The sequence below is a fragment of the Marivirga aurantiaca genome, assembly GCF_016679925.1.
Taxonomy (GTDB): domain Bacteria; phylum Bacteroidota; class Bacteroidia; order Cytophagales; family Cyclobacteriaceae; genus Marivirga; species Marivirga aurantiaca.
The window spans coordinates 467618-479912 of record NZ_JAEQBW010000002.1; the positions used below are offsets into that span (position 1 = coordinate 467618).

At 37.5% G+C, this 12295-nt stretch carries 10 protein-coding genes; 3 read left to right on the top strand and 7 right to left on the bottom strand.

Features of this window, described 5'->3' with window-relative positions; genetic code table 11:
* Window positions 1-2 precede the first annotated feature (2 nt).
* The 3 genes from JKA74_RS07420 to hisS form a co-directional block, all read right to left on the bottom strand.
* Window positions 3-1934, bottom strand: a complete 1932-nt coding sequence (locus JKA74_RS07420) for a T9SS type B sorting domain-containing protein (RefSeq protein ID WP_201430527.1) — start codon at window positions 1932-1934, stop codon at window positions 3-5.
* Complete coding sequence (gene hutH / locus JKA74_RS07425) at window positions 1931-3421, bottom strand: histidine ammonia-lyase (protein ID WP_201430528.1); 1491 nt, start codon at window positions 3419-3421, stop codon at window positions 1931-1933. The genes JKA74_RS07420 and hutH overlap by 4 nt, the downstream gene beginning before the upstream one ends.
* 82 nt (window positions 3422-3503) lie before the next feature.
* On the bottom strand, window positions 3504-4883 hold the full coding sequence (gene hisS, locus JKA74_RS07430; RefSeq protein WP_201430529.1) for a histidine--tRNA ligase: 1380 nt from the start codon (window positions 4881-4883) through the stop codon (window positions 3504-3506).
* Between the two features lie 144 nt (window positions 4884-5027).
* On the opposite strand from hisS, the gene JKA74_RS07435 reads away from it, so the two are divergent.
* On the top strand, window positions 5028-5348 hold the full coding sequence (locus tag JKA74_RS07435) for a hypothetical protein (RefSeq protein WP_201430666.1): 321 nt from the start codon (window positions 5028-5030) through the stop codon (window positions 5346-5348).
* A gap of 124 nt (window positions 5349-5472) precedes the next feature.
* Window positions 5473-6498, top strand: coding sequence for an ABC transporter ATP-binding protein (locus JKA74_RS07440; RefSeq protein WP_201430530.1), 1026 nt, complete (start codon window positions 5473-5475; stop codon window positions 6496-6498).
* 173 nt (window positions 6499-6671) lie between these two features.
* Here the strand turns inward: JKA74_RS07440 and JKA74_RS07445 are convergent, their stop codons facing one another.
* From JKA74_RS07445 to hppD, 4 genes are all read right to left on the bottom strand, one after another.
* Complete coding sequence (locus JKA74_RS07445) at window positions 6672-7217, bottom strand: REP-associated tyrosine transposase (RefSeq protein WP_201430531.1); 546 nt, start codon at window positions 7215-7217, stop codon at window positions 6672-6674.
* A 304-nt stretch (window positions 7218-7521) separates the two neighbouring features.
* A complete protein-coding gene (locus tag JKA74_RS07450; RefSeq protein ID WP_201430532.1) occupies window positions 7522-8028 on the bottom strand; it encodes a metallophosphoesterase family protein in 507 nt (168 codons plus the stop codon).
* A gap of 208 nt (window positions 8029-8236) precedes the next feature.
* Window positions 8237-9958: a phospho-sugar mutase gene (locus tag JKA74_RS07455; RefSeq protein ID WP_201430533.1), complete on the bottom strand. Its 1722-nt coding sequence runs from the start codon at window positions 9956-9958 to the stop codon at window positions 8237-8239.
* A gap of 299 nt (window positions 9959-10257) precedes the next feature.
* Window positions 10258-11352, bottom strand: coding sequence for a 4-hydroxyphenylpyruvate dioxygenase (hppD, locus tag JKA74_RS07460; RefSeq protein ID WP_201430534.1), 1095 nt, complete (start codon window positions 11350-11352; stop codon window positions 10258-10260).
* 172 nt (window positions 11353-11524) lie between these two features.
* On the opposite strand from hppD, the gene JKA74_RS07465 reads away from it, so the two are divergent.
* Window positions 11525-11932, top strand: coding sequence for a hypothetical protein (locus JKA74_RS07465; RefSeq protein ID WP_201430535.1), 408 nt, complete (start codon window positions 11525-11527; stop codon window positions 11930-11932).
* Window positions 11933-12295 lie beyond the last annotated feature (363 nt).

Below are 12295 nucleotides of genomic sequence, written 5' to 3' on the forward strand. Positions count from 1 at the left end.
TCTTATCTTATTAAATTAAATACTCCACTTTTAAAATATTCTTCACCATACTCATCTTTTACTTTTATTGTATAAGTATAGGTGCCTTCAGGGGCTTCTCTGTCTTGAAGAAAACCATCCCAGCCTTTTTCAAGTTCATTGCTTTTGAAAATCAGTGTACCCCATCGGTTATAAATGCTAAATTCCACCTGATCAATAAATTTGCCAACCACTTTAATTTCCTCATTTCTACTATCCCCATTAGGAGTAAAACCGGAAGGAACAAAAAAGGTTGAGGGTATTTTATATTCCACTTCATTGGAATATGAAACCTGGCCATTTTCGGAAATGGCCTCTACTTGATAGCTGTATTTTTGCTCTTCAGCATTGGCTACATCATCGTTTAAGGAAGTTTCAAGACCCTGGTTCCATTCCTCAAGAAGATTTTTGTCGCCATCATATTTTTTAACAATATATTCTTTCAAAAGCGTGTCGTAACCCGTGTAGTTATTCCATGAGAAAGTAAGGGTGTTTTCGGTTTGGTTGGCTTTTAGTAAGATGTTGGGTGCTACAATCAATGGCTCTGAACTACCTCCGCAGCTATTGGTATAGACAATGGAATAGTAATGGATTTTATTTTGCGTACTAACGGCTATATCAGTAAAGTTAGTGGAACTTGTTGTTCCTATGCTAAAATAATTTTCACCAGCGTTTCTTTTCTTATAAATAATGTAATCATTCGGTTGAAGTCCAGGCGGTACTTCCCATGAAATTTCAACTTCCGATGAAGAAAGCACCCTGGTGGCGATTTGGGAAATGGGTATTTGGGGAGTGCCGGATTCAGCTACTAAATCTATTGGTAAAGAACGAGTTTCTATTCCTGAAGCATTTATTCCAACTAGTTGATAAGTATCACTTTGCCCACACAGTACATTTATATCAAGAAAAGGAGCATCGCCATTATAAATTTCCACTCCATTTTTATAGAGTAGCGTATTTTCAAAGCTACTACTATTCCAATCCAGCAAATTACCATCCGCACCCGCATCCCCACTGAATCGAATGGTGCAGATTTCATCGGAGTTCAGGCTTTGACCGTTACAAAGGCTTTCTGAAATGATTCTAATACAATAAAAATTGGCATTCAGGTCTAAATCCTGGAACAAATAGGTTCCTCCAGTTTCAGAGGTGATGATTGCTACATCTTGAAAGCTTCCATTGTTATTTTGTTTTATCTGAAGCTTGTAGATTTGATTTTCGTTGGTTGTATAATCTATTTCAAATGAAGTTGATGAAATAAGATCAATTGAGGTGATTTCCGCAGCACTTTCTTCTAATTCTTCAGGGATAAAGTTTTTTGTAAAAGTGTCATTTCCACAATTGTTGAAACCTGAATTGTCAAAACTACCCGTGGCCTGAATGGTATAGCTTTGGGAGTTATCCGCGTAATTATGAGTGATAGGAAATTCATTAATGGAAAAATCCTGAGGAGGGCTCCCATCACCAAAGGTAATATTGTAAAAGTCAAAATTTTCCAGTTCGGGATCAAGGCCAATTCGTACTTCACCATTACAATTGGAAAGTGCCACAGCAGGCAATTCAGGATCCATTATTTCAATGGTAAGGCTATCAAATAACTGACTATTGGAAAGTTGAATGAGCAATAAAATATCATACACACCTGCTTCGGTATAGGTAAATTCATACTTATTGACCTCACTGGCCTGATTTTCAAAGCAGGTTTGATTTTCAGTAGAAAGCAGGTCAGAGAGGTCGGCATCAAAGCAGGGGAAATAAGTTCCTGAGGGTCCTGTAGGTGTTAGGGTGATAGTGGTTCCCTCGCAACCTTTCAGGTAATCCACTTCGAACAAGCCATTAGCACTGGAATAACTTCCCTGACCCCAACCTAAAAAGGAGATAGATGATGCTAATATGAACAAGTATATATTTTTCAAGCAGTATGTCTCTTTATAAACTTAACTGCATTTACGATATCATTATGTAAAATGCGGTCATCTACTATTAACGGAATTTCTTGTCTAAAATTACGAATTAATTCTTCTAAAACAGGGCTGGTTTTTAAGGGTTTTCTGAAATCGATGGCTTGTGAGGCATTAATCATCTCAATTGCAAGAATTTGAGTGACATTTTCCAATACTTTGAAAAGTTTTGTACCGGCATTGGCACCCATACTTACATGGTCTTCCTGTCCGTTAGACGAAACAATAGAATCTACGGAGGCAGGTGTACATAGTTGCTTGTTTTGACTCACCAGGCTTGCCGCACTGTATTGTGGTATCATCAAACCTGAATTCAAACCGGGATTTATTACCAGGAAGTCAGGCAGACCGCGACTACCGGATACCAGCTGATAAGTTCTTCTTTCTGAAATATTGCCCAGTTCAGAGAGAGCAATGGCCAGGTAATCCAATATGAGCGCTAATGGTTGTCCATGGAAATTTCCTCCTGAGATAATTTCTCCTTCTTCAGGAAAAATATTTGGATTGTCAGTCACTCCTGCTAATTCACGCTCCACAATATTTTGAGCAAAAGTCAGGGTATCTAAAGTAGCGCCATGCACCTGTGGTATGCAACGGAAACTGTATGGATCCTGTACATGCTTTTTTTCCTGCTTAATAATCTCACTACCATTTAGTAAGTGTCGAATATCAGCAGCCACTGTCATTTGCCCCTGCTGGTTTCTTATTTGATGGATTTTGTGGTCAAAAGGTTCAATACGTCCATCAAACGCATCTAAAGAAATGGCACTGATAGTGTTGGCCCATTTTAGCAAATCCTGTCCTTTACAAACAGCATGAACTGCAAAAGCCCCCATAAACTGTGTGCCGTTTAATAAGGCGAGTCCTTCTTTGGCTTTTAAATGAATAGGTTCCCACTGCATTTTGGCCAATAAGGTTTCACCACTGATTTTCTCTCCTTTGAAATATACTTCTCCTTTGCCCAACAACGGCAGGGATAAATGGGCCAATGGTGCCAAATCTCCGGAGGCTCCCAAAGAGCCACTTTCATAAATCACCGGCAAAATATCTTCATTGTAAAAAGAAACCATTCTTTCTACAGTATTTAGGTGAATTCCGCTATAGCCATATGCCAGTGACTGGATTTTCAATAGCAACATCAATTTTACAATGCTTTGGGATATTTCAGGGCCTGTGCCGCAGGCATGCGACATTACCAGATTTGACTGCAACTTCTCCAGATCATCTTTGGAAATATTCTTACTGTATAATGAACCAAATCCCGTATTGATTCCATAAACCGGTGCTTCAGAAGATTGGATATGCTGATCTAAAAAAGTCCTGCAAGTTGTAATGGCTTGCCTGGCTTCTTCAGAAAGCTCAATTTTTAGCTTGTTATCTATGATGCGTCTGATGTCAGATAGGGTGGGTGCGTTATGGCTTATGCTGTAAAAGTTACTCATAATTAAGAATTTTGCTAGTTGTTGTCAGCTAAAAGTTTTGTTGTATGATTGCCAAAAGGGGCTAATAATTTCAATTAAGTGTTTATTTAAGTCTATTTAATATTTCTGAAATGCTGAGGTTATCCTGGCTTCCCTCAGCCATATCTTTAAAAGTTAATAGGCCACTTTTCGTTTCTTCTGAGCCCACTACAATTACGAAAGGAATATTTTTATCATTTCCGTATTTCATTTGCTTTTTGAGTTTTACAGGCTCAGGGTATAATTCTGATTTGATATTGTTTACACGTAGGGAATTCAATACTCTTAAACTGTAATTCCAGCTCTCCTGATCAAAGGCTACAATTAAAACCTGTGTACTTTCCTGGTGGGCATCAGGAAATAAATCCAACTCTTCCAATACATCATAGATTCGGTCTACACCAAATGAAATACCTACTCCACTTACATCAGGCAGTCCAAAGTTATCCGTTAAACCATCATATCTGCCACCACCTGAAATGCTTCCCATTTCCACATTTTTAGGTTTTACTTCAAATATAGCTCCTGTATAGTAGGAGAGGCCTCTGGCCAATGTCACATCTAATTCCAGTTGAGGTACATCTGCCCCCAGTCCTTGTAGGATGGAGAAAACTTCTTCCAATTCAGCTATTCCTTTGCTACCTATTTCAGAGTCTTTCAAGAATGCTTTTAAATGAGTAATCTGTTCGAAATTGTCACCTTTTAAGGAAAAAAGTGGTGTTATTTTTTCTAAAGAGGCTGCTGAAAAACCTCTTTCGGCTAATTCTTCTTTTACTTTTTCCTCACCAATTTTATCCAGTTTATCTATAGCCACTGCAAAATCGGTTTCTTTACCACTTGCGCCAATTACTTCTACAATGCCACTTAAAACTTTTCTGTTGTTGATTTTAATAGCGTAATCTAAAGTATCCGGTTTTGTTTGTTGCAGGTTTTGAAATACCTCCTGTATCATCAGTACGATTTCTGCTTCACATAATAAGGAGTTGGTGCCAATGGCATCGGCATCGCACTGGTAAAATTCTCTGTAGCGGCCTTTCTGTGGTCTGTCTGCTCTCCATACAGGCTGAATCTGATAGCGCTTGAAAGGAAAAGTCAGCTCATGCTGATGCATGACCACAAAACGGGCAAAAGGAACTGTGAGGTCGTATCGGAGACCTTTTTCTGAAATTGCCGGCAATAATTCTTTGGAGGATTTTAGACCTTGTTCAGTTGATTTAGATAAGAAATCACCGGAATTCAATATTTTAAACAATAACTGATCACCCTCATCACCATATTTACCCTGAAGTACACTTAAATTTTCCATGGCAGGCGTTTCAATGGGTGCATAGCCATATTTTTGGTATACTTTTTTGATGGTATCCAGAATAAAATAGCGTTTGGTCATTACGGCAGGCCCGAAATCACGTGTTCCTTTAGGTAAAGAGGGTTTTTGTTTACTCATTGCATTTTTATTTACGTGCAAAACTACAAAAATTGTGATTCAAGCATCAATTATTCCTCAATTCCCTTTAAAATATTTTAATAAGGTTATGCATGTTTAGCTAAAATTTATATCTTTGCACTCCAATTTGATAAAGAAGTAACCATGGCAGGAACAAGTCTTAAAAGAAAAGCTAGAAAAAATAGAGTAGTAGCTAAGAAGAGAGTTGATAATATTAAACGTTTACAGCAAAAACCGGTCATCAAAAATGTTGATGTTGAGGAAATAAAAGCTGAATTTGATAAAGCAGGTAAAAAACCTACACCAAAGAAAGCTGAAGAAACTCCTAAAGGAACTGTAGCGGAAGCTAAAACTGAAGATGCTCCAACAGCTAAAAAAGAAGCTCCTAAGAAAAAGGCAGCTACTAAAAAATCTGATGATGCTCCAAAAGCAAAGAAAGCAGAAGACAAAAAAGAAGATAAATAATAGAATATTTACACATATATTTTTGAAAGCGAACCCCAGGGTTCGCTTTTTCTGTTTATACTGTTTTGGGAAGTCTAGTGTTTAAATCCCTATCTTACTTATTTCTTGAGAAGCTTTTCCAACTATGAATAATACCGCTCTTCTTTCTGTCCGGAATATTTGCAAGCAGTTTGATGAATTTGAAGTATTGCACTCGATTGATTTATCTGTGAAGAAAGCAGAGATCCATGCCATCATGGGGAGGAGTGGGGTAGGAAAAACCACTTTATTAAAAATATTGGCTGGTTTAATTGCTGCTGATAGTGGAACAGTATTATATCAAAATATTCCTCTTGAAAATCCTGATGAAGCCTTGATTCCTGGTCATGAAGAATTGGCTTATATGGCTCAGGATTTCCGCTTGCTAAAAAACAGGTCAGTAGAGGAAAACCTGAAAGATGCTTTGCTGGCTTATAATGATAATTTTGCTGAAGAGCAAAAAACCTTGTTATTAAAGCTGATGAGATTGGAACCTCTTAAGGACAAGCGAATTGAGTTATTGTCAGGAGGAGAAAAACAACGATTGGCTATAGCAAGGGCCATGGCTACACAGCCTGAAGTGTTATTGCTGGATGAGCCATTTACACAACTGGATAAATCTACCAGGCAACTCCTAATGGATGCTTTGAAGGAAATCAGAGCAGAATTGGCAACTGCTATTATATTTGTGACCCATGATGTAAATGAAGCTTTTTATCTCGCGGATTATATCCATATCCTGGAAGATCGACAGATTATGCAAACTGGTACCCCACAACAAATTTATCAACGACCCGGTAATGCCAGGGTGGCTAACTTGATAGGCTTGTTTAACCAAATCCCAATTAATGAAATAAATGAGAATAGGGAGAATGCGACTTTGCTGATGGAAACTGAGCAGTATGGTGTTTGGCCGGACAAACTCATCATGTTAACTGGAACTGAAGAAATGGACTACTCATTGAAAGGAGTTGTAAAGTCTGTTAATTTCATGGGTGCTTTTTTTCTCTTAAAAGTGGAAACTTCCACTGGCTTTATATTTCATGCCAATCAGGCCCAATTTTCTGGTAAATCAGGAGATGAAGTAGCTTTTGGCATTAATAATGAAGATTTGATTGTGTTTGATAGTTGAGAGAAGGACACGAGCAGCTGAAAGCTCGCGCCAGCTAAGGGGTAAGTACACGAGCTAAAGGCTCAAGCCAGCTAAATATTTTACTGTCGTCTGAAATAAAAGAACCGGACATTATGGCTAAGAAAAAATCAGTGTTGGTGCGAGCTTTCAGCTCGTACCTCCATTGTTCCTTTTTATATAAAATCAATATCCAACAGCCCTTTCCCTCCACTATAGTCAATTGCGCTGCTGTATTTCCAGAAATGAGGCACTGAAACAAAACCTGCCTCAACTGGATTATTGTGAATATAATTAACTTTCTGGTCTATTATTTCAGGGCTCCACAATTCAATTGGCTGGTTATTCTGTTGCCAAAATTGGCTATTCTTTACATTGCTGTTTTTCATTCCTGCTCTTTCAAACATCCATAGAATCCATTCTTTTCTGCTTTCCTGTGGGTTGTTTGCAATTAAGAATTGAATTTTCTTTGATGTAAAAGTTTTAAAATCCCGCATTAAGTCTCCTGGATTATTTTCTTTTGCACGGAATATAAAATGGGTATGGCTGGGCATTAAGCACCAGGAGAATATTTCCATTCCTTTGTTTTTGCGGCAAAAATCTAAGCTCTTTAAGATTTCCCAACAATATAAGTCTCTTACAAAAACATCGATCCAATATACTGTTGCAAAGCTTACAAAATACAAACCTTCCTTGTTGCGGAACTTATATTTACGACTCATGAAATGAATTTTTCAATGACCTTACTAAATTAATAAAAGTATTTGAAATAATTATTGATTGCGGACACGAGCTGAAAGCTCGCGCCAACTCAAGTTTTCGTCAACCATTCCAGCTAAGTATCAGATTTAAAATATTGAATTTCAGTAACAAATTAGCTTTATGAATTTATTATCAAAATGATATGATTGGGTTTGATAGTTTAAGAGATAAGTACACGAGCTGAGCTTGCGCCAGCTAATTGTTACAGGCATTGGAATTGATCTAAAGTTGGTGCGAGCTTGTAGCTCGTACCACTGGAACTAATCAGCCTATCACTCCACGTTTGCCCAATTCAATCACTTCCATTTTACTGATTTTTTTATTATCTATTTCAAAGCGTAAAAGCGTTCTCATTTGATGAAAACCCTGCTTTCCGGCAGCACCAGGGTTAAGGTACAATAACTTGTTATGTTTGGGGTCGGTAATTACCCTGAGTATATGGGAATGACCACACACAAATATATCTGGTTGTACTTCTTTAATGATTTTTTTGATACGTGGATTATAATGAGGCGGCTTTCCACCGATATGGCTCATAAATATTTTTAAACCTTCTCTTTCGAAATGTAAATCTTCGGGATAGAGTTTCTGAAATTCAGGTGTGTCAATATTTCCATACACAGCCAGGGTAGGAGCTATGAGGTTGAGCTTTTCTATAATCTGCCCTTCACCTATATCCCCTGCATGCCATATTTCATCACAATTCCCAAAATAATCAGGTATAGTTTCATCATAGTAGCCATGGGTGTCAGAAATTAAACCTATTTTCATTTGTTAACTTTAATATGAATTTTAAGGAATGCGTATTTATGTGAGGCCTGTGGGTCACAGGCCTTGGGTATAAGGGTGAAAAGGCCTGTGATGTACAGATCTTGGCAATGAGGTTGTTTACATCTTAGGATTATGATGTTATTAATTATATACTCTTTACCGAATAGATCTTGCACTTCAACACATCAACACTTCAAAACTTAATCACCTAGATATCCATATCATCTAATAAGCCTTTTATCTTATCACCCAGCGCTTTAAATTCTTTTTCAAACGATTCTTTATTTAAAAGCTTTGAATTCACACTCACGTAGAATTTTATCTTGGGCTCTGTACCTGAAGGTCTGGCCGAAATTTTGCTACCATCTTCAAGGAAAAACTGCAATACATTGGAAGAAGGGAAATTGAGTTGGGATTTGTCACCACTTTCTATATCCTTTTCAGTACCTGTTTTGTAATCCCTCATCTTGATTACCTTCACACCATTAATGCGCGGAGGTGTGTTCTCCCTGAATCGAGTCATCATTTTTTGGATTTCTTCACTACCGGAAATTCCTTTTTTAGTAATGGAAATCAAATCTTCTCTGTAAAGACCAAATTTGAGGTACATTTCTATCATGTAATCATATAAGGTCATCCCTTTTGATTTGACATAAGCTGTCATTTCTGCTATCATTACAGCAGCAGCTATCGCATCTTTGTCGCGAACGAAATCACTGATCATATAACCATAACTTTCTTCTCCGCCACCAATGAATCGTTCCTTGCCTTCCAAATCCCTGATTAATCCGGCTATGTGCTTAAAGCCAGTCAAAGTGTCATAACTTTTCACATGAAAACCATCGGCTATTGCTGTCATGAGCTCTGTGGTCACAATGGTTTTCACAATGAATTCCTTACCGGTGAATTTACCGAGATCTTTCCAGCGACTTAGCAGGTAGTAAATAAGCATGGAACCTGTTTGGTTTCCATTAAGCAATTCGAAGTCATTTTTATCATTTTTAATAGCAATACCAATTCTGTCCGCATCCGGATCGGTGGCCATTACTATGTCTGCATCTATAGATTCAGCCATAGCCAACGACATTTTCATCGCTTCCTTTTCTTCCGGATTAGGATAAACTACCGTAGGGAAGTTACCGTCAGGCGTGGATTGCGCTTCCACAAGGTGTACATTATTGAACCCATAGTTTTGCAATGCTTTTGGCACAAGCGTTATACCGGTTCCATGTATTGGGGAAAAAACAATTTTTATTGATTTCTCCTCTTTGGTTGCTGCCGGGAAAAGAGTGAGATTTTGCACCTTTTTCAAATAAGCTTTATCAACGTCATCACCTATGTATTCAATCAGTTCTTTAGTGCCGGAGAAATTGACATCGTCTATCGATTTGATTGCCTGTACTTCTTTCATCACATTCACATCATGAGGCTCAATAAGTTGGGCGCCATCTGTCCAATAGGCTTTGTAGCCATTATATTCTTTTGGATTATGAGAAGCTGTAAGAACCACCCCACTTTTACAACCAAAATGCCTGATAGCAAATGACAGTTCCGGGGTGGGTCTTAATCCGTCAAAGAAATAAACCTTTATTCCGTTGGCAGTAAAAACATCAGCTACGGTTTTGGCAAAGGTGTCACTATTGTTTCTGCAATCATGCGCAATGGCAACCGAAACTCCGCCTTCAGTGAAAGTTTTGTTGAGATAGTTGGAAAGCCCTTGTGTGGCCATCCCCAAAGTATAGCGGTTAATCCGGTTGGTTCCAACTCCCATGATACCCCGCAATCCACCGGTTCCAAATTCAAGGTCCTGATAAAAAGATTCCTTAAATTCTTCCGGCCTGTCTGCTTGCATTTCACGAATGCTATCTTTGGTTTTGTCATCAACTGATTGGCTATTAAGCCAGTTTTGAGCTCTTTCTTCGGTTGTCATTAGATTTGCTTTTAAATTGGTTTAATGAAATTTCAATATTGGATGATTGAGTTATCATCTATACACACTGCATCATACGGATGATTGTTATTATTTGTCAATCAAGATAACTTTTTTTATTTGTTTTGGTCAAAAAAAACTATAACAAAAGGCGGTTTTTTTATAAAGTATAAAAGCCTCAGATTTTTCCGAGGCTTTTCAATTATATAGATTGCTGCTGAGACTTTAGTTTGATTACCACTGAAGTTACCTTCTAAATTGTAATTCCCTAATGCTCAATTCTCAACACTTGATTTCTTTTACAAATTCCCTCTCAATTCCTGCTCCCTTTCTATAGCCTCAAATAAAGCTTTGAAATTTCCTTTACCGAAAGATTTGGCACCTTTTCTTTGGATGATTTCAAAGAACACAGTGGGTCTGTCCTGGATAGGTTTGGTGAAAATTTGTAACAAATAACCTTCATTGTCTCTGTCTACTAAAATATTCAGATCCTGGATAGGCTTCATGTCTTCTTCAATGGTTCCTACTCTATCCGACAAATCTTTATAATAGGTATCCGGTACATTAAGAAATTCCACTCCTCTTTTTCTCATCTCTGAAACTGTATGGATGATATCATCAGTAGCAATGGCTATATGCTGTACACCCGGCCCTTTATAGAAATCGATATATTCTTCAATCTGAGATTTTTTCTTTCCTTCAGCGGGTTCGTTAATAGGGAATTTAATAAATCCATTACCATTGGAAACCACTTTGGACATTAAGGCAGTGTATTCTGTGGAGATATCTTTGTCATCAAAAGTAATTAATAAGCTGAATCCCATTACTTTTTCATAGAATTCCACCCATTTGTTCATTTCACCCCATCCAACATTTCCTACACAATGATCAACATATTTCAATCCTATAGGACTGGCAGGCAAAGTGCTTGTTTTTTTGATGTAGCCCGGCAAAAAAGGACCATCATAATTTGATCTGTCAACAAAAGTGTGAAGCGTTTCGCCATAAGTATGAATACTGGAAAGAACTACTTCACCATTCTCATCTTTAATGGTTTTTGGTTCGCTGTGTGATTTGGCCCCACGGGAAGTGGTTTCTTTCCACGAAAGCTCGGCATCATCTACCCATAGAGCCAATACCTTTACACCATCACCATGTGTTTTTACATGTTCTGATATTTCGGAATCTGGCACTAATGAAGAAGTTAAAACCAGTCGTATTTTCCCTTGTTGCAACATATAGGACGATCTGTCCTTGATTCCTGTTTCAGGTCCGGCATAAGCTTTCATCTCAAACCCCAAAGCAGTTTGGTAGTACATGGCAGACTGTTTGGCGTTGCCTACATAAAATTCGATATAATCAGTCCCTTTTATGGGTAAAAAATCCTGTTCCATAGTATTTTTTTAATAGTTTTAGTAGGTTGTAAAATTATTACGAATCAAAATTAATTTTTTTAATCTATAATAGAAATAAAACCACAATTATTAAGAATTAGTGCAGACTTTGTTTGGAAGTTCACTTCAATCTAAGGAATTTTGCATTTATAAATTTTAGCCCAATTAAATAATGGTAGATATTAAGAAATTAGACACGGATTTAACCGCTCTCGTGAAGAAAAAAATTGCTTTAAGTAAGCTGAATTATGCAGACAAAGACTATGATCAAATCGAGGAGGAGCTTCATGACCTTGAAGATGATTTTGTAGAAAATTTTGGCGAATATTTAGAAGAAGCTTTGGCTCACGTACACGATGAGTTCTGCCCGGATAATGATGTCCTGTTGCCAATTGCCTACCTGGCTGATGAATACATTGTAAAAGATGACACCATTGATGTGGCTCCCGGACAAGGTGTGTTAGTAGAAGCAGATGATTTTGCAAGTGCTAAAGTTACTTTGGCTTTAGCCCCAAACCCTACAAGAATTGTATTGCAAGCCGGAAACGATCACAAAGAAGTGGTGTGGTTGGCTAAATAACTAATAAAGATTTTTGCATGATACAACAAAGGCTAATGAAGAAATTCGTTAGCCTTTTATCGTTTAAAGCGATCAGACCAAGATTTGTGTTTAAACTTCCATACCTGAAGTCACTTCTTAATAATTTGTTAACAGAAACTTCAATAAAGTAGAATGAAAAGCCAGGAATTTCTTTCTACTTTTGGGATAAATTCTCATTTTTACGTTAAATATTACATTAGTAATCAATGCTTTATGCCCAACGTTCCGGATTTTTACCCGCAAATCTATCTCTGTTGGGAGTATTCCTAATTTATCAATTATTTAAAAAAACACATGAAATGAGCATGATTGAGAAACACCAACCGAGGATGAATATCAATT

What these genes read in the sequence shown, in the direction of transcription:
- hutH (WP_201430528.1), bottom strand. Translation starts at nt 3,421, where the DNA reads ATGAGTAACTTTTACAGCATAAGCCATAACGCACCCACCCTATCTGAC.
- hisS (WP_201430529.1), bottom strand. Translation starts at nt 4,883, where the DNA reads ATGAGTAAACAAAAACCCTCTTTACCTAAAGGAACACGTGATTTCGGG.
- JKA74_RS07435 (WP_201430666.1), top strand. Translation starts at nt 5,028, where the DNA reads ATGGCAGGAACAAGTCTTAAAAGAAAAGCTAGAAAAAATAGAGTAGTA.
- JKA74_RS07440 (WP_201430530.1), top strand. Translation starts at nt 5,473, where the DNA reads ATGAATAATACCGCTCTTCTTTCTGTCCGGAATATTTGCAAGCAGTTT.
- JKA74_RS07445 (WP_201430531.1), bottom strand. Translation starts at nt 7,217, where the DNA reads ATGAGTCGTAAATATAAGTTCCGCAACAAGGAAGGTTTGTATTTTGTA.
- JKA74_RS07450 (WP_201430532.1), bottom strand. Translation starts at nt 8,028, where the DNA reads ATGAAAATAGGTTTAATTTCTGACACCCATGGCTACTATGATGAAACT.
- JKA74_RS07455 (WP_201430533.1), bottom strand. Translation starts at nt 9,958, where the DNA reads ATGACAACCGAAGAAAGAGCTCAAAACTGGCTTAATAGCCAATCAGTT.
- hppD (WP_201430534.1), bottom strand. Translation starts at nt 11,352, where the DNA reads ATGGAACAGGATTTTTTACCCATAAAAGGGACTGATTATATCGAATTT.
- JKA74_RS07465 (WP_201430535.1), top strand. Translation starts at nt 11,525, where the DNA reads ATGGTAGATATTAAGAAATTAGACACGGATTTAACCGCTCTCGTGAAG.